This window comes from Bradyrhizobium sp. BWA-3-5, assembly GCF_032917985.1.
In the GTDB taxonomy this organism is placed as follows: domain Bacteria; phylum Pseudomonadota; class Alphaproteobacteria; order Rhizobiales; family Xanthobacteraceae; genus Bradyrhizobium.
On record NZ_CP136626.1, the window covers coordinates 6,616,935 to 6,635,111 of the forward strand.

Consider the following 18,177-nt stretch of genomic DNA (forward strand, 5'->3'; position numbering starts at 1 on the left):
TACTTAGGTTTGTGACCCGCACTTATTAGGCCGAAAGGACGCCATGCATCGCCGAAATATCCTGTGGGCCGCGCTTTCCACTTTCGGGGCAGCCCTTGTGACCTCTCGCGCAGGCGCAGCTAACGAAGCAGCACCTGTTGCAAAGCTGAAAGTAGTCTATCACCTCAACGATCTCGACAAAGTGAACTTCGTCACAGGCAACGTCCAGAACCATCTCGAAGGTGTCGGCGGTCCCGAGCATGTCACGATCGCGCTGGTAGTTCATGGCCAGGCGCTGCGGGCGTTTCATTCGGCTTCCGCCAACCCGGACCTTTCGAAGCGGGTCGGCCAGTTCTCCAGGGCGGGCCTCGAACTCGCCGCCTGCGGCAACACCATGAAGTCGCAGAATGTCGCGCTGAAGGATCTGCTGCCGGGCTTCGTTGCCGCCGAACGCGGCGGCGTGGTGCGGATCGCCGAGCTGCAATCGCAGGGCTATCTCTACCTCAGGCCATAAGGCGCTGAGGGTTTACGTGAACAATTCACATCGACCGCTCATTTGAGCGATCTGGTCGCCGCACTTTCGTCTGCGCCATCAAGCTGAATGCTTCTCGTGTTCGGAGCCGTCCGCGACGGCGACTGTGCGTCGGCTCCCGCCCCGACATGCGGATTGCGCGTCGCCGCAAAGGCCCGCGGAAAGTTCTGCGTATGGTCCCTCAACTGAATGCCGATGCCTGCCGCTTCCGCTGTGCCCGGGCCGGTCGCCACCAATCCACACACGATCACGAGGCAGGTGAGCGGCTGAAAGCGACAGCGCATGATGCCCTCCTTCACGACTTCGTGCTTGTGCCGTTAGTGTCGCCATAACGGAGGCCGGTTCGACCGATCCGGCAATCTCGAGGCCGTCGAGACCGGCGATTTTGGGGGATCGAACCGGCACCAATAGCGTTATCATACCGCACCGCCCCATTCGATCCGGCAGCATGCCCAACCAAATATTGACTTTCCGGCCCTGCGCCCGAAAGCTGCCGGAGACCCAAAAATAGACCGCGCAAACAGAACAGGCATCATGAATCCCGTCAAAGCACTCGAAAACCATGGTCAGGCCGTCTGGCTGGACTTCCTCGCCCGCGGCTTCGTCGCCAAGGGCGACCTCAAGGCGCTGATCGATACCGACGGCGTCAAGGGCGTGACTTCGAACCCCTCGATTTTCGAAAAGGCGATCGGCAGTTCGGACGAGTATGACGCGGCGATCGGCCAGGCTCTAAAAGGCGGCGACCGTCCGGTGGCCGACCTGTTCGAGGCGCTGGCCGTGAAGGATATCCAGAGTGCCGCCGACGTGCTGCGCCCGGTCTACGACCGCCTGGACGGCAACGACGGTTTTGTCAGCCTCGAGGTCTCACCCTATCTGGCGATGGACACCAAGGGGACGATCGCCGAAGCCATGCGGCTCTGGAAGGATGTCAGCCGGCAGAACCTAATGGTGAAGGTGCCGGCGACGCCTAAAGGCCTGCCCGCGATCGAACAACTGATCGGCGAAGGCATCAGCATCAACATCACGCTATTGTTCTCGCAGGCCGTCTATCGCGAGGTCGCGGAAGCCTATATCGCCGGACTTGAAAAATACATTGCCAATGGCGGCGACCCCGCGCCCGTCGCCAGTGTGGCCTCGTTCTTCGTTAGTCGCATCGATACCGCCGTTGACAAGCAGCTCGACGAGAAGATCGCCAAAGCGAACGATCCCAGCGAAAAGGAGCGGCTCAGCGCGCTGAAGGGCAAGGTCGCGATCGCCAACGCCAAGCTCGCCTATCAGGACTACAAGCGCCTGTTCGCCGGCCCCCGCTGGGACAAGCTCGCCGCCAAGGGCGCCAAGCCGCAGCGGCTGCTCTGGGCCTCCACCGGCACCAAGAACAAGGATTACAGCGACGTGCTGTATGTCGAGGAGTTGATCGGTCCCAACACCGTCAACACCGTGCCGCCGACAACGCTGGATGCCTTCCGCGATCATGGCAAGCTGCGCGACAGCCTCGAGGAGAACATCGACGACGCGCGGCGCGTGCTGGAAGAGCTCGAAAAATCCGGCATCTCGCTCGATGCCATCACCGATGAACTGGTCAAGGACGGCGTCAAGCTGTTCGCCGACGCCGCCGACAAGCTTTATGGCGCGGTGGCGCAAAAGCGCGCGGCCTCGCTCGGTGGCGGCATCGACCGGCAGCAGTTCGCGCTCGGCGACGGCATGCGGAAGCTTATCGAGAAGAGCACCGAGGACTGGCGCGCGTCAGCCAAGGTCCGTCGCCTGTGGCAGAAGGACAAATCGGTCTGGACCAATGACGATGAGAACAAATGGCTGGGATGGCTGAACAGCCCCGCCGCCGCCGACATCGACAATTACGAGGATTTTTCCCGGCGTGTGAAGGGGCAGAATTTCAGCGACGCGGTCGTGCTCGGCATGGGCGGATCGAGCCTCGGTCCCGAAGTGCTGGCGGAAACCTTCCCGAAGAAGTCGGGCTTTCCAAAGCTGCATGTGCTCGACTCGACCGATCCGGCACAGGTGCGCGGAATGGAGGAAACGGTCGATCTCGCCCGCACGCTCTTCATCGTCTCCAGTAAATCCGGCGGTACCACCGAACCGAACGTGATGAAGGATTACTTCTACGATCGCGTCGCCAAGACGATCGGCAAGGCCAAGGCCGGCCACCGCTTCATCGCGGTGACGGATCCCGGATCGTCGCTGGAGAAGACGGCGATCAAACAGGGCTTTGCCCGCATCTTCCACGGCGATCCAGCGGTTGGCGGCCGCTATTCGGTGCTGTCGCCGTTCGGCCTGGTGCCGGCGGCCGCCGCCGGCATTGATGTTGGCGGCCTGATCGCACATACGCTTTCGATGGTGCGCTCCTGCGGCGCCGACGTGCCGCCACATGAAAATCCGGGCGTGCAGCTCGGGCTGGCGATGGGCCTTGCCGGCCTCGAAGGCCGCGACAAGGTGACGATCACTTCATCGGAAAAGGTCGCCGATTTCGGCGCCTGGGCGGAGCAGCTGATCGCCGAATCCACCGGCAAGGAAGGCAAAGGCCTGATCCCGATCGACGGCGAGCCGTTGGGTGCGCCCTCGCTCTATGGCGATGATCGCTTCTTCATCGATATCCGCACCGAAGGCGAAGATGACGCCTCGCATGACGACCGGCTCAAGGCGCTGGAAGCCGCCGGACATCCGGTGGTGCGAATCGTCATGAAGTCGATCGACCATATCGGGCAGGAATTTTTCCGGTTCGAGATGGCGACTGCGGTAGCCGGCGCGATCCTCGGCATCAATCCGTTCAACCAGCCTGACGTCGAAGCGGCCAAGATCAAGACCCGCGAACTGACCGGCGCGTTCGAGAAGACCGGCGCGCTGCCTGCGGAGACGCCGGTGGTCTCGACCGACGAGGCCGATCTCTACACCGACGAGCACAACGCGGCCGAACTGCGCAAGGCCGGCGCCAACGGCACGCTCGGCTCCTGGATCAAGGCGCAGCTTTCACGCTCCGGCGGCGGCGACTATGTCGCCCTGCTCGCCTACATCGCGCGCAATCCCGGCACGATCGGCTCGCTGCAGAAGATGCGGCTCGCGGTTCGCGACACGCATCACCTCGCGACCTGCGCCGAATTCGGTCCGCGCTTCCTGCATTCCACAGGTCAGGCCTACAAGGGCGGGCCCGACAGCGGCGTGTTCCTGCAGATCACGGCCGACGACGCCGAGGATCTGCCGGTGCCGGGCCAGAAGGCAAGTTTCGGCATCATCAAGGCCGCGCAGGCGCGCGGCGATTTCGACGTGCTGACCGAACGCGGGCGACGCGCGCTGCGCATCCATCTCAAGGGCAGCCTTGGACCGGGACTTGCTGCGCTCGACGCCGCGATTTCGGAAGCTCTCAGTTAGGAAAGTTCAGGGATATGCAACTCGGCATGATCGGCCTCGGCCGGATGGGCGGTAACATCGTCCGCCGGCTGATGAAGAACGGCCACACCGCCGTGGTCTACGACAAGGATTCAAAGGCGGTGGCCGGCCTCGCCGGCGAAGGTGCAACAGGCGCCGGCTCGCTTGAAGATTTCGTCGCGAGACTCGAAAAGCCGCGCACCGCCTGGGTGATGCTGCCGGCCGGCAGGATTACGGAGGCGACCATCGACGCGCTGGCAAGACTGATGGAGCCGGGCGACGTCATCATCGACGGCGGCAACACGTTCTGGCAAGACGACGTCCGCCGCGGCGCGGCGCTGAAGGCAAAAGGCCTGCATTATCTCGACGTCGGCACCAGCGGCGGCGTCTGGGGCATCGAGCGCGGCTATTGCATGATGATCGGCGGCGACAAGGCCGTGGTGGACCGGCTCGATCCGATCTTCAAGACGCTGGCGCCGGGCGCCGGTGATATCCCGCGCACAGGGGGACGCGAGGGCCGCGATCCCCGCGTCGAGCAGGGCTACATCCATACCGGCCCGTCCGGCGCCGGACATTTCGTCAAGATGATCCACAACGGCATCGAATATGGCCTGATGCAAGCCTATGCCGAAGGGTTCGACATCCTGAAGAACGCCAATACCGAGGCGCTGCCGCCCGAGCATCGCTTCGATTTCGATATCGCCGATATCGCCGAGGTATGGCGGCGCGGCAGCGTCATCCCGTCCTGGCTGCTCGACCTGACCTCCTCCGCGCTGGCGGAAAACCAGGCGCTCGATAATTACTCGGGCTTTGTGGAAGATTCCGGCGAAGGCCGCTGGACCGTCAACGCCGCGATCGACGAGGCCGTGCCGGCGGAAGTGCTGACGGCGGCGCTCTACGCACGCTTCCGCTCGCGCAAGGATCACACTTTTGCGGAAAAGATCCTGTCCGCGATGCGGGCCGGATTCGGCGGTCACAAGGAGCCGCCGAAAAAACCTGGTACGAAGGCTTGAGCTGCCATGGCGGTCGGTCAAACAATTCAGAACAAACCCGATCCCTGCTCCTTCGTCATTTTCGGCGTAACCGGCGACCTCGCGCACCGGCTGGTCGTTCCTGCGCTCTATAATCTGGCGGCCAGCGATCTTCTGCCGGACAGGTTTTGCCTCGTCGGCGTCGCCCGCAAGGGCATGACGACCGACAGGCTGCGCGACAGCCTGATGAAGGGGTTGCGCCAGTTTGCGACCCGCCCGGTCGATGACGCCATCGCAAGACGCCTGTTCGGCTGCCTCACCTGCATCGAGGCCGATCCGAAAGATCCCCCTTCCTTCGATGCGATGAGCAAGCAGCTTGCCGAACTGGAGGCCGCGCGCAATACCGGCGGCAACCGGCTGTTCTATCTGGCGACACCGCCCGTCGCGTTTCTACCAATCAGCCGCGAGCTCGGCCGCACCGGCATGCTGGCCGAGAACGGCGCGTGGCGGCGGCTGGTGGTAGAGAAGCCGTTCGGCACCGATCTCGCCTCCGCACAGGCGTTGAATGCCGAACTGCTCAAGCTCGTCGACGAGCACGAGATCTACCGAATCGATCACTATCTCGGCAAGGAAACGGTGCAGAACATTCTGGTGCTGCGCTTCGCCAACGGCATGTTCGAGCCGATCTGGAACCGCAACCACATCGACCACGTCCAGATCACTGTCGATGAACAGCTCGGCGTCGGCCACCGCGGCAGCTTCTACGACCAAACCGGCGCGCTGCGCGACATGGTGCCGAACCATTTGTTTCAACTGCTGTCGCTGGTCGCGATGGAGCCGCCGATCCGCTTCGATGCGCATTCGGTGCGCACCGAAAAGGCCGACGTGCTCGCGGCGATCCAGATCCAGAGCGAGGCCGAGGCCTTGCGCAACTCGGTGCGTGGCCAGTACCTCGCGGGCCGGATCGGCGATACCGACATCGCCGACTACCGCGGAATCGAGGACGTAGCGCCTGAAAGCACGACCGAAACCTACGCCGCGCTGAAACTGATGATCGACAATTGGCGCTGGGCCGGCGTCCCCTTCTATCTGCGCACTGGCAAGGCGCTCGGCGTCAAGCGCACCGAAGTGGCGATCAAGTTCAAGCAGGCCCCGTTCGCGATGTTCAACTGCACGCCGGTGGAACGGCTGGCCCAGAACTATCTCGTGATCGGCGTCGCGCCGAACGAGGGCATTGCCCTGCACTTCAATACCAAGGTGCCGGGACCCTCGATCCTGATCGACGGCGTCGAGATGAAGTTTCGCTACAAGGACTACTTCAAGGCGGCGCCCTCCACCGGCTACGAGACCTTGATCTATGACTGCATGATCGGCGACAACATCCTGTTCCAGCGCGCCGACAGCGTCGAAGCCGGCTGGAAAGCCGTGCAACCGTTCATCGACGCCTGGAAAAAGGCCGGCGCCGACGGCCTGAAAACCTACAAGGCTGGCAGCGAGGGCCCCGAGGAGGCCAACGAACTGCTCGCCCGGGACGGCCGGACCTGGCGGAAGTTCGAGTAGGCGATGACCAGCCACGGCAACCGCGAACTGATCACGGTCGCCCATCCAGCGGCGCTGGCAGCGACAGCCGCCGAGCATTTGTTGGCCTGCACGGCCGCCAACAGCGGCCGGATCGCGATCTGCCTGACTGGCGGCTCGAGCCCGAAGCGGCTCTATCACTTGCTGGCAACCGAACCCTATCGCAGCCGCATTCCATGGCAGCGCGTGCACTGGTTCATCGGCGACGAGCGCTTCGTGCCGGCGGACGATCCGCTCAACAATATGGGGATGGCACGATCGGCGTTCCTCGATCGATTGGCCCCGGCGTCGAATATCCATCCGATTCCGACCGCGACCGCCGACCCCGCCGGGAGCGCGGCGCTGTACGAACAGGAGCTCCGATCATTTTACGGGGCGGACACGCTCGATCCCGCAAAACCCCTGTTCGATCTCGTGCTGATGGGCGTCGGTCCCGATGGTCACACGGCCTCGCTGTTTCCCGATGGTCCCGCGCTCGATGAGCAAGCGCGCTGGGTCGTCGGCGTGCCGCGGGCGCATGTCGCCCCGTTCGTCCCACGCGTGACCCTCACGCTGCCGACGCTTGCCTCCTGCCGCCAAATGCTGTTTGAGGTTTCCGGACGGGACAAGCGAGCGATCTTGACGCGCCTGTTTGCAGGCGAGAATCTGCCCGCCAACCGCGCGCGCTCCATCGGCGAGACCGTCTGGCTGGTGGACCGGGAAGCGCTTCCGGAGAATTTTGGTGGGCAGTAAGTTTCCCTGTGCGCTGGTGGTGATGGGCGTTTCCGGCTCGGGGAAGAGCACCATCGCCGATCACCTCGCCCGGCGGCTCGGCTGGGCCTACGAGGATGCCGACCGGTTTCATCCGGCAAGCAACGTCGCCAAAATGAGCGCCGGCCATCCGCTGACCGACGAGGACCGCTGGCCGTGGCTGCAGGCGATCGCCGACGAGATCGACCGCGTCGCCGCATCCGGCGAACGCGCCGTGATCGCCTGCTCGGCGCTCAAGCACGCCTATCGCAACATTCTCGTGCATGGCCGCGACGATGTCAGGATCATCTTTCTCGACGGGGCCCAGGATCTGATCGCCGCCCGGCTGGTCGCCCGCAAGGGCCATTTCATGCCGCCGGGCCTGCTCGCGAGTCAGTTCGCGACCCTGGAACGGCCCGGCGCGGATGAGCGGCCGATCATCGTATCGATCGACGCGCCAGTCGGGGCGATCGTCGACGATATCGTCAATCAACTGAATCTGGTTCCTCAATGACCCGCATCAAGCTTGTGGTTTCCGACGTCGACGGCACGCTGTTGACGCATGATAAAGTCCTGACCGATGGGGCGAAGGAGGCCGTCGGCAGGCTACATGCCGCCGGCATCGGCTTCACCGTCGTCTCCAGCCGGCCGACTATCGGCATGGGATTTCTGATCGAGCCGCTTTCGATCACGCTTCCCATCGGCGCCTTCAACGGCAGCTCGATCGTCGATGCAGAGCTCAGGCCGATCGAGCAGCACCTGATCGAGCCCGCGGCGGCGCAGCGCAGCCTCGACGTGCTCCGTGCCTTCGGCGTCGATATCTGGCTGTTCAGCAACGAGCGCTGGTACACGCGCAATCCCGACGGCGAATACGTCCCGCACGAGAAACGCGCGATCAAGGCCGACCCGACCATCGTCGATGATTTCGCCCCGCATCTGCCGGAGGCCTGCAAGATCGTCGGCGCAAGCTCGGATCCGGCACTGCTGCAGCGCTGCGAGGCCGCGATGCGGGAAGCGGTCGGTACGGATGCGACCGCGGTCCGCTCGCAGACTTACTACCTCGACGTCACGCCGCCCGGCCACGACAAGGGCACCTTCGTGGATGCGATGATCAAGCGGCTCGGCATTTCGGCCGCGGAGGTCGCGACCATTGGCGACATGGAGAATGATCTGCCGATGTTCGCCCGCAGCGGATTTTCGTTCGCCATGGGCAACGCGGCCGACGACATCAAGCGGCATGCGACGCATGTAACCGACAGCAACGAGCGCGACGGGTTCGCGCGTGCGGTCGAGACGATGCTGCAGCTCGGATAGGCTGCGTGGAACTATCAAGCCGGCCTGAAGGATAAATCGAGGAATTCTCAAAGTCTTCGCGCGGCAAATCCGTTTCTGTCTACAAGCGCGAGCCGGTGCCCGGCCGCCGTTACCTCTCATGAAGGCAGGCTCACCCCAGCCCGGGCCCGCCGCGGCGAAGAAGGGCGACGGCTCGCGCGACTTTGCAGGAGACGCTATTTCGACCGCTGCACCGCCGGTTTCTCGGTCGGTGTCTTGGCGGCGCAGAGATTATGCGCGGTGTTGATCAGCGCGATATGCGTCAGCGCCTGCGGGAAATTGCCGGTCTGGCGGCCGGCTTGCGCATCGTACTCCTCGGCCAGCAGGCCGAGATCGTTGGCGATCGCGACGACACGGTCGAACAGTTCCTGCGCCTTGCCGAACTCCCCGGCCAGCACATAGGCATCGGCCAGCCAGAGGGTGCAGGCGAGAAACGCGCCTTCCGCCGGCTGCTTCTCGACTTCGCGCGGATCATGCCGCAGCACAAAACCATCGCGCATCAGATGCCGTTCAACCGCGGCCAGCGTGCCGCGCACACGCGGGTCCTCAGGCGGCAGAAATCCCACCGCTGGCAATAACAGGATGCTGGCGTCGAGCATTTTCGAACCGTAGGACTCGACGAACGCGTTCATTTCGGGATCGAACCCTTTGGCGCAGACGTCGGCATGAATGGCATCGCGCAACACGCGCCACTTTTCGAGCGGCGCCTTGAGGCCGAACGTTTCGGCGCTCTTGATGCCGCGATCGAACGCCACCCAGCTCATCACCTTCGACGAGACATAATGCTTGCCTGCGCCGCGGCGCTCCCAGATACCGTGATCGAACTGGTCCCAGCGTTCGGCAAGGTGCTCCAGCACGACACATTCCATCGCCCAGCTGGTGGCGTCCATCTCGAGCTTGGCCACGCGCCACTGGTGAAAGGCGTCGATCAGTTCGCCATAAACGTCGAGCTGCAGTTGCGCATGCGCGGCATTGCCGACGCGCACCGGCTGTGCGCCCTCATAGCCGGGCAGCCAGGCGGCTTCCCACTCCAGCAGACGGCGCTGCCCCATGATGCCATACATGATCTGCATGTTGGCCGGAGAACCGGCCGCGGCCCGCAACAGCCAGCGGTGCCAGGCAGAAGCCTCCTCGGTATAGCCGGAGTTCATCAGCGCCAGCAGCGTAAACGTCGCGTCGCGCAGCCAGCAGAAGCGATAGTCCCAGTTCCTGGCACCCCCGAGTTTTTCCGGCAGCGAGGTCGTCGGCGCGGCGACGATACCGCCGGTCGGCGCATAGGTCTGCGCCTTCAGCGTGATCAGGGAGCGCATTACGAGGTCGCGATTTTCGCCCTGATAGGTGCAACGGCTGCACCATTCGGTCCAGAACGCCTCGGTATCCTTCAGCGCGTAGGAGGGGTCGATCGGTTTCGGCACAGGCAGATGCGAGGGACCGTAGGTGAGCACGAAGGGAACGGTATCGCCCTCGCCGACCTCGAAATCCGCGACCGTCGTCAGATCCTCGCCACGGGTTTCGACCGGCGTCCGCAGCACCGTCATGTCCTGCCCGCAGATCGCAAGCAGCGCAGAACCGTCCTCGCTCTTCTTGACCCAGGGAATATCGACGCCGAAGCCGAAGCGGATCACGAGTTGCATGTGCATCTTGATCCGGCCCCTGACACCGCGCACCAGCCGCACGACGTCGGAGGCGTTGCCGCGCGGCGGCATGAAATCGATCAGGTCGACGGCGCCATCGGCCGTCTCGAACTTGGTCTGCAGGATCAGCGTGTTGTCCCAATAACGGCGCGAGGTGCCGGTAACTTCCGCCGCCGGCGCGATCAACCAGCGGCCGTGCTTTTCGGTGCCGAGCAGCGCAGCGAAGCAGGCGTCGGAATCGAAGGCCGGCCAGCACAGCCAGTCGATCGATCCGTCGCGGCCGACCAGCGCCGCGGTCTCGCAGTCACCGATCAGCCCATAATCTTCAATACGACACGGCACGGTGCTTCACCGCCTCGGTCAGATCGCGGCGCTCGACCGCTCGTGTGTTGCCCCCTTGAGCGCGGCGACGTCAACCACGGACGTTATCTTCTCAAGTGGCACCGGCAGCCGCCGCCGCCAGTTCGGATGCTCATGGACCGTGCCGGGGATATTGGGCTGCTCGACCACGCCGAGCAGATCCTCCAGCGAGACCGCGAGCAGCCGAGATTTGGTCCGCGCCAGGAAATTCGTCACCGAATAGAGATCATTGCGATCGATGGCGTGATGACGCAGCACATCGTCCAGCATCGCAAGCGCATGCCAGCGCGCATCATCCGTCTCTCCGGGATCGATACCGAGGCCGCGCTTGGTCGTGAGATCGCCGAACGAGCGCCAGCCGGCATAGGTCGAAAGATCGTGGGTGTTGAGCGTGACGAGCGCGTTGGTCAAATAATGATCGATGTTACGGAACGATCCGTGGTCGTCGCGCTCGAACATCATCACGAGATATGACCAGATGCCCCAGTCGGCGATCTGGTCGCGAAACCCTACCGGCACAGTGCCGAGGTCCTCGCCGATCACGACGCAGCGATTGGCGACACTTTCCTGCGCCGTGACCGCGAGCAGTGCCTCGAACGGCATCTGCACATAGACGCCGTCGCGTGCGGTGAAACCCTGCGGCACCAGATAGAGCCGCTTCAGCCCGAGCACGTGGTCGAGGCGGATCGCACCGGCATGCCGCATCGAGGCGCGCAGCATGTCGCGGTATGGCGCAAAGGATACAAGCTCCAGTCCCACCGCATTGAAGCCCGCAAGGCCCCAGCTCTGGCCGGCGGTATTGAGCGGATCGGGCGGCGCGCCGACGCCGAGATGGCGGGATATTGCGACCTGCTCGTTCCAGGCGTCGAACCCGTCGGACTGCACGCCGACGGCAACATCGAGATAGAGCCCGACCTTGAGGCCAAGCTTCTTTGCGAGATCGGCGGCAGCACCGAGCTGCCGGTCGGCGGTCCATTGCACGAATTCGACGAACTCGATCTCGGCGGCGTCCTCGCCCGCGCGCAAGGCCGCGCATCTGGCGTCATCCGGTTGCCGCCACTCGTCCGGCCACTCCCACCACGGCTTGCCAAATCTGTGCCGAAGCACCTCGAAGCAGGCAAAATGCGACAGCAGCGCCCCGCGTTCGGCGCGGAATCTGTCGAAATCCTGCTGACGCTGCGGTTTTGCGCCCGCCTTGAATGCGGCAAAGGCCGAGCGGAGCGCCCGCCACTTCAAGCCGGCGACGCCGACATAATCGACAAAGTCGGCCGCCCGCAACGCCGCCAACGCTTCGCTTGTTTCGGAATCAAGCTGAAATTCGGGAAGCTTTTCAACGTCGATATAAAGCGGGTTGAGAAATAGCCGGCTGTTCGGCGCATAGGGGCTGCAATCGCCGGGGCGATCGTCGAACAAGGCATGCAGCGGATTGAGGCCAACACCGTCGGCGCCGAGCTGATCGGCCAGCTGAACCAGGTCGGCAAGGTCGGTGAAGTCGCCCATGCCCCAGTTCCGCGCCGAGCGGACACTGTAAAGCTGGGCCGCGAGCAGCCAGCAGCGGTCAAATTCACCGCCAAACGCCCGTTCCGGTGCTGAAATCAGCGGCACGTCCTCCGCCGCCGCGGCATTGCTCACCTGCAGCCGGTAGATGCCGAGCGGCAGTTCAGTAGGCCAGTCGATGGCATGATCCGAACTCTTGCCCTCGGCGATAACCCGCACATCCGCAACGATTTTCCATGCGACCGGCAGCGCGGCCGCGGCCGGCAGTTCGGTTCGCGACGGCCGTCCGGAGCGGACCACGACGGGATGGCCGATCAGCGGTCCCGGCGCGTCCGGCGGCAGCGCATCCAGGATAATTTTGAGCGCGGCAGCGTCCGTCACACGGCGGTGACCCTGACCATCCAGGAATTCGGTCTGAATCCCGCGGGCTTTAGCTTCTGCAAAAAGGTCCATTCGGCACGTACTTTGCACGCAAACATCAAACGGATGTCGCGAAATTGTCCAAATACCGGAAGGGGATAGAGGGTGAATAACGCCGAGACCCACCAACGGTTCCCGGGAACCAAAGTGCGGCTGGCGGATTCTATCTTCCGTCCGGAACGTCTCCGTTTCTGCAAACGAAACGGGGACGTCATTTCCATGGCAATGGCATCACCGTGAACAAAAAAGCGCAAACCGCCGACAGCTCCAACGCCGGCGTCTCCCTCCCCATCGACGCTGCCTATCCGCTGGATAAAGGCGGCGGCCTGCTGTCCGATGCAAAGGAGGTGCCGACCACCACTGAGGCGACCGACGAGCTTTGGTACAAGGATGCGATCATCTACCAGCTCCACGTCAAGGCGTTTGCCGACAGCAACAATGACGGCATCGGGGACTTCGCCGGGCTGACCGAGAAACTGGGATATTTGCAGGATCTCGGGGTCACCACGCTGTGGCTGCTGCCCTTCTACCCCTCCCCCGGCCGCGACGACGGCTACGACATCGCTGATTATGGCGACATCAATCCCGATTTCGGGACGATGAAGGATTTCAAGCGCTTCATCCAGGAAGCCAAGAAGCGAAACCTGCGCGTCATCACCGAACTCGTCATCAACCACACCTCGGACCAGCACGACTGGTTCAAGCGCGCCCGCCGTTCGGACCCGAATTCGAGCGCCCGCAACTGGTACGTCTGGAGCGACACCGACCAGAAATATCTGGGCACGCGGATCATCTTCACCGACACCGAGAAATCGAACTGGACCTGGGACCCGGAAGCCGGCCAGTTCTACTGGCACCGCTTTTTCTCGCACCAGCCGGACCTCAATTTCGACAACCCGCGGGTGGTGAGTGCGCTGGTGCAGGTGATGAAGCGCTGGCTAGATACCGGCGTGGACGGTTTCCGCCTCGACGCCATTCCCTATCTCTGCGAGCGCGACGGCACCAACAACGAGAACCTGCCGGAGACGCATGCCATCATCAAACGGTTGCGCGGCGAGCTCGATGCCTACGCCAAGGGCAAGGTGTTGCTGGCCGAGGCCAATCAATGGCCCGAGGACGTGCAGGAATATTTCGGCCGCGGCGATGAATGCCACATGGCCTATCATTTCCCGCTGATGCCGCGCATCTACATGGCGATCGCGCAGGAAGACCGCTTCCCGATCACCGACATCCTGCGCCAGACGCCCGACATCCCGGCCAACTGCCAGTGGGCACTGTTTTTGCGCAATCACGACGAGCTGACGCTGGAAATGGTCACCGACGTCGAGCGAGACTATCTGTGGTCGACCTACGCCAACGACCCCCGCGCGCGCATCAATGTCGGCATCCGCCGCCGCCTGGCGCCGTTGATGGACAATGACCGGCGCAAGATCGAATTGATGAACTCGCTGCTGTTCTCCTTCCCGGGCACGCCGATCATCTATTACGGCGACGAGATCGGCATGGGCGACAACATCTATCTCGGCGACCGCAACGGCGTACGCACGCCGATGCAGTGGACGCCGGACCGCAATGGCGGCTTCTCCCGCGCCGACCCCGCCCGGCTTTACGCACCGACCATCATGGACCCGGTCTATGGCTATGAAGCGGTCAATGTCGAGGCGCAGTCGCGCAGCCTGTCTTCGCTGCTGTCCGCCACCAAGAAGCTGATCGCGGTGCGCAAATCCACCATCGCTTTCGGCCGCGGCACCATGACCTTCATCCGCCCGGAAAACCGCTCGGTGCTGTGCTATGTGCGGCAGTATCAGGGCGAAATCATCCTGTGCGTCGCCAATCTGTCGCGATCGGCGCAGGCGACCGAGCTCGACCTTTCTGCCTTCAAGGACCGCATTCCCCTGGAGATGCTTGGGCGCACCCGCTTTCCGGCGATCGGCGAGCTGCCCTACATGATCACGCTCGCGCCGTACGGCTTCTACTGGTTCGAGCTGCAGGAGCGCGATAAATCGACGCCGGCGCCGCCGCGCGCGGTGCCCGAATTCGAGACGCTGGTGGTGCCGCTGAACTCGACCTGGGTCTCGCTGGCGCGCGAGCGCAGCGTGTTCGAGCGCGACGTGCTTCCCGGCCATCTGGCGCGCAGCCGCTGGTATCCGGAACGCTCAGCCAAGGCGATCCGGCCAGCGCTGACCTCGGCCATTCCGTTCTGCGACATCGGCGACAACCGGCCCTGGCTTGCCTTCTTCGAAACCACCGAGCGCGGCGTGGCGACGCGCTACGTGCTGCCGATGCAGATCGAATGGGTGCGCTTCGACCGCGAACGCTACAACCCGCAGGCGCTCGCCGCGGTCAGACAAGGTGCGCGTGAAGGCACGCTGCTCGACGTCGCCACCGACCAGATTTTCATATCGCTGCTCCTGCGCAACCTGCAGCAATCATTGACCGTCGACGAGAGCGAGCAGGGCCTGCAGCTCGAATTCCGTCCGACCAGCCGCTTTGGCGACAAGCCGATCCGGCAACCCGAGCACATTCGCGTCGTCGATTCCGACCAGCCGCGCAGCACCGCGCTGGTCGACAACGACTACGTCGTCAAGATCTACCGGACGCTACAGGCCGGCCCCAATCCCGAGATCGAGATGGGACGCTTCCTCACCGATGTCGTCAACTTTGCCAACGTGCCGGCGCTGCTCGGCAGTGTCGAGCTGGTCGAGGGCAACGAGAAGAGCGCGATCGGCGTCGTTCACGCCTTCGTCGCCAACCAGGGCGACCTCTGGACCGTGAGCGCGGCCTATCTCGATCGCTTCGTCGAGGAGCAGCGCCTGCTGGCGGAGAGCATCCATCCCGGTGAGCGCGAGGAAGAAATCCCCTATCTGCGCCACATGGCGCAGGCTGGGCGGCGCGTCGCGGAATTGCACGCAGCGCTCGCCAGCAACAGCGAGCTCCCCGAATTCGCGCCGGAGCCGACCGGCAGCGACGACGTGCAGCGCTGGATCGACGACCTGATGCTGTGCGCCGGCCGCGTTTTCGACGCGCTCCGGCAACGGCGCGAGACGCTGAGGGAAGCCGACCGTCCGCTGGCCGACCAGGTGGTGGCGTTGCAGCCCGCTTTGCCCGATCTATTGGAAACGCTGCTGTCGCGCGAGGCGCGCGTGGCCAACATTCGCGGTCATGGCGACCTCGATCTCTGTCAGCTATTGATCGTCAAGGACGATATCTTCATCACCGACTTCGAGGGCGCGCCGCGGCGCAGCATCGCCGAACGCCGGCGCAAGACGCCTGCGGCACGCGACGTCGCCAGCCTGATCCGCTCGATCGATTATTCGGCCACCGCCGCTCTTGAGCGCGCGCTCAAAGTGGCTCACGATGAGCATGGCAAGCTCGGCGCTGCGCTTGCCGAATGGCGCGACCGGGCGACGGCCACGCTGCTCGCCGCCTACCACGAGGCGCTGACCGACCAGCGGCTGTGGCCGGCCGACCCCAGGGCGGCGGACGGGCTGCTGACCTTCTTCCTGCTCGAGAAGGTATTGAACGAAATCGAGCACGAACTGTTATTCCGACCAGAATGGCTGCGCATGCCCCTGATCGGTATCCTGCGAATGTTATCACAACCATTTCCCGAGGCCTCATGACAAAGTTGCCTGCCGAGGCCTACGCCATCATCGAAGGCAAGCATTCCGATCCGTTCCGTTACCTCGGCCTGCACAGCGAGGGCGGCCACAGCGTGGTGCGCGCGTTCATTCCCGAGGCCTCCAATGTGGAGGCGGTCGGCGAGCACGGCGAGACGGCACAACTTGAACGGCTTCACGACGCCGGGCTGTTTGCCGGCGCGCTTCCGAACGGCTCCAAGCGCTATCAGCTTCGCGCCCGGTTCGGCGAGAACGTCGTCGAACTCGACGATCCCTACCGCTTCCCGCCCGTGCTCAGTGATTTCGATCTTTACCTCTTGGGCGAAGGCACCCACCGGCGGATCTACGACAAGCTCGGCGCCCACCCGATGACGCTCGACGGCGTCGAAGGCGTCGCCTTCGTGGTGCTGGCGCCGAACGCCAAGGCAGTCAACGTGGTCGGCGATTTCAATTTCTGGAATGCGCGGCGGCATCCGATGCGCGTGCGCGGCGTCGGCTATTGGGAATTGTTCGTGCCGCACGCCCGCGCCGGCGACCGCTACAAGTTCGACATCACCGGACCCGATGGTCGGCATCTGCCGCTGAAATCCGATCCCGTGGCGTTTGCAGCGGAGCTCCGCCCCTCGACGGCCTCGGTCGTCGTTGACGAGACCAGAATTCCGAAACCGCGGCCGGCGCCGTCAGGCATCAACACGCTGGAGGCGCCGATTTCGATCTACGAGGTCCATCTCGGCTCCTGGCGGCGCAAGCACGGCAATGAATGGCTGAGCTATCGCGACCTCGCCGAGCAGCTTCCGGCCTACGCAAAGGATATGGGGTTCACCCATATCGAGTTTCTCCCTGTCAGCGAGCATCCGTTCGACGGCTCATGGGGCTATCAACCGACTGGCCTCTATGCGCCGACCAGCCGGTTCGGCACGCCGGAAGATTTTTCGGCGCTGGTCGATGCCTGCCACCGCGAGGGGCTTGGCGTCTGGCTCGACTGGGTGCCCGGACATTTCCCCGACGATCCGCACGGGCTCGGCTATTTCGACGGCACGGCGCTTTACGAGCACGCCAATCCGATGCAGGGCCGCCACCTCGACTGGGGCACGCTGATCTACAATTACGGCCGCACTGAAGTCGTGAATTTCCTGGTCTCCAACGCGCTGTTCTGGCTCGATCGTTACGGCGTCGACGGCCTGCGCGTCGATGCGGTCGCCTCGATGCTCTATCTCGATTACAGCCGGCCCGCCGGCGAATGGATTCCGAACCGGCATGGCGGGCGGGAAAATCTCGAAGCCATCGAATTCCTGCGCCGCTTCAATATCGAAGTATTTGGGCATTTCCCGGACGCCACCACGGCGGCGGAGGAGTCCACCGCATGGCCGCAGGTCTCGCAGCCGGTCGAATATGGCGGGCTCGGCTTCGGCTTCAAATGGAACATGGGCTGGATGCATGACACGCTGAAATATGTCGGCAAGGATCCGGTCTACCGCAAGCACCATCACGGCGACGTGCTGTTCGGCCTGCATTACGCGTTTTCGGAAAACTTCATCTTGCCGCTGTCGCATGACGAGGTCGTGCACGGCAAGCGGTCGATCCTCGGCCGCATGCCGGGCGACGAGTGGCAGCGCTTTGCCAATTTGCGCGCCTATTACAGCTTCATGTTCGGCCATCCCGGCAAGAAGCTCCTGTTCATGGGCTGCGAGTTCGGCCAGGAACGCGAATGGAATCACGATCAGTCGCTGGACTGGCATCTCTTGGAGCAGCACCGGCACACCGGCATCCAGAACCTGATCCGCGACCTCAACCACCTCTATCGCCGCGTGCCGGCGCTGCACCAGATGGACTGCAACCAGGCCGGCTTTGAATGGGTCATCACCCACGATTCCGGCAACAACATCTTTGCCTGGCTGCGCAAGGGTCTCGACCCGCATGCCCGCTGCCTCGTGGTCGTGAACTTTTCGCCGAATGTCTATCGCGATTACCGCGTCCGGGTGCCGTTCGCCGGCAACTGGAAGGAAGTGCTAAATTCCGACTCCGGCCATTACGGCGGCAGCAATGTCGGCAATATCGGCACCGTCCATACCCTGGAAGGCAGCATCCCCGAGCTCAGCCTGACCATTCCGCCGCTGGCTGCGATCTTTCTCGTACCGGAAAGCTGA

12 protein-coding genes are annotated in these 18,177 nt (G+C 63.6%); 9 read left to right on the forward strand and 3 right to left on the reverse strand.

Annotated features, from left to right (window positions below):
• Window positions 1-43: 43 nt before the first annotated feature.
• The gene (locus RX331_RS31850) at window positions 44-493 is read left to right on the forward strand and encodes a DsrE family protein (protein WP_317253548.1); all 450 of its coding nucleotides are present in this window, start codon (window positions 44-46) and stop codon (window positions 491-493) included.
• A 38-nt stretch (window positions 494-531) separates the two neighbouring features.
• Here the strand turns inward: RX331_RS31850 and RX331_RS31855 are convergent, their stop codons facing one another.
• The gene (locus tag RX331_RS31855) at window positions 532-795 is read right to left on the reverse strand and encodes a hypothetical protein (protein WP_317253549.1); all 264 of its coding nucleotides are present in this window, start codon (window positions 793-795) and stop codon (window positions 532-534) included.
• Between the two features lie 250 nt (window positions 796-1,045).
• Between RX331_RS31855 and RX331_RS31860 the strand changes: the two genes are divergently transcribed.
• From RX331_RS31860 to RX331_RS31885, 6 genes are read left to right on the forward strand one after another with little or no spacing between them, the layout of a single operon-like run.
• A complete protein-coding gene (locus RX331_RS31860) occupies window positions 1,046-3,892 on the forward strand; it encodes a bifunctional transaldolase/phosoglucose isomerase (protein WP_317253550.1) in 2,847 nt (948 codons plus the stop codon).
• Between the two features lie 14 nt (window positions 3,893-3,906).
• Window positions 3,907-4,902, forward strand: coding sequence for a phosphogluconate dehydrogenase (NAD(+)-dependent, decarboxylating) (gnd, locus tag RX331_RS31865; protein ID WP_317253551.1), 996 nt, complete (start codon window positions 3,907-3,909; stop codon window positions 4,900-4,902).
• A 6-nt stretch (window positions 4,903-4,908) separates the two neighbouring features.
• A complete protein-coding gene (gene zwf, locus RX331_RS31870) occupies window positions 4,909-6,420 on the forward strand; it encodes a glucose-6-phosphate dehydrogenase (protein ID WP_317253552.1) in 1,512 nt (503 codons plus the stop codon).
• A gap of 3 nt (window positions 6,421-6,423) precedes the next feature.
• Window positions 6,424-7,170 (forward strand): 6-phosphogluconolactonase, encoded by a 747-nt coding sequence (pgl, locus tag RX331_RS31875; protein WP_317253553.1) that lies wholly within the window; start codon window positions 6,424-6,426, stop codon window positions 7,168-7,170.
• 22 nt (window positions 7,171-7,192) lie between these two features.
• Window positions 7,193-7,681 (forward strand): gluconokinase, encoded by a 489-nt coding sequence (locus tag RX331_RS31880; protein ID WP_410708334.1) that lies wholly within the window; start codon window positions 7,193-7,195, stop codon window positions 7,679-7,681.
• Window positions 7,678-8,481 (forward strand): HAD family hydrolase, encoded by an 804-nt coding sequence (locus RX331_RS31885; protein ID WP_317253555.1) that lies wholly within the window; start codon window positions 7,678-7,680, stop codon window positions 8,479-8,481. Before RX331_RS31880 ends, RX331_RS31885 begins: the two co-directional genes overlap by 4 nt.
• A 194-nt stretch (window positions 8,482-8,675) precedes the next feature.
• Here RX331_RS31885 and RX331_RS31890 read toward each other — a convergent pair whose 3' ends face one another.
• Both RX331_RS31890 and malQ read right to left on the reverse strand, forming a co-directional pair.
• Entirely contained in the window at window positions 8,676-10,475 is a 1,800-nt protein-coding gene (locus RX331_RS31890) for a glycoside hydrolase family 15 protein (protein WP_317253556.1), read from the reverse strand.
• Between the two features lie 18 nt (window positions 10,476-10,493).
• Complete coding sequence (gene malQ / locus RX331_RS31895; RefSeq protein WP_317253557.1) at window positions 10,494-12,443, reverse strand: 4-alpha-glucanotransferase; 1,950 nt, start codon at window positions 12,441-12,443, stop codon at window positions 10,494-10,496.
• A 293-nt stretch (window positions 12,444-12,736) separates the two neighbouring features.
• Here malQ and treS point away from each other — a divergent pair, with 293 nt between their 5' ends.
• Window positions 12,737-16,033, forward strand: a complete 3,297-nt coding sequence (treS, locus tag RX331_RS31900; protein ID WP_317258283.1) for a maltose alpha-D-glucosyltransferase — start codon at window positions 12,737-12,739, stop codon at window positions 16,031-16,033.
• On the forward strand, window positions 16,030-18,177 hold the full coding sequence (glgB, locus tag RX331_RS31905; protein ID WP_317253558.1) for a 1,4-alpha-glucan branching protein GlgB: 2,148 nt from the start codon (window positions 16,030-16,032) through the stop codon (window positions 18,175-18,177). The genes treS and glgB overlap by 4 nt, the downstream gene beginning before the upstream one ends.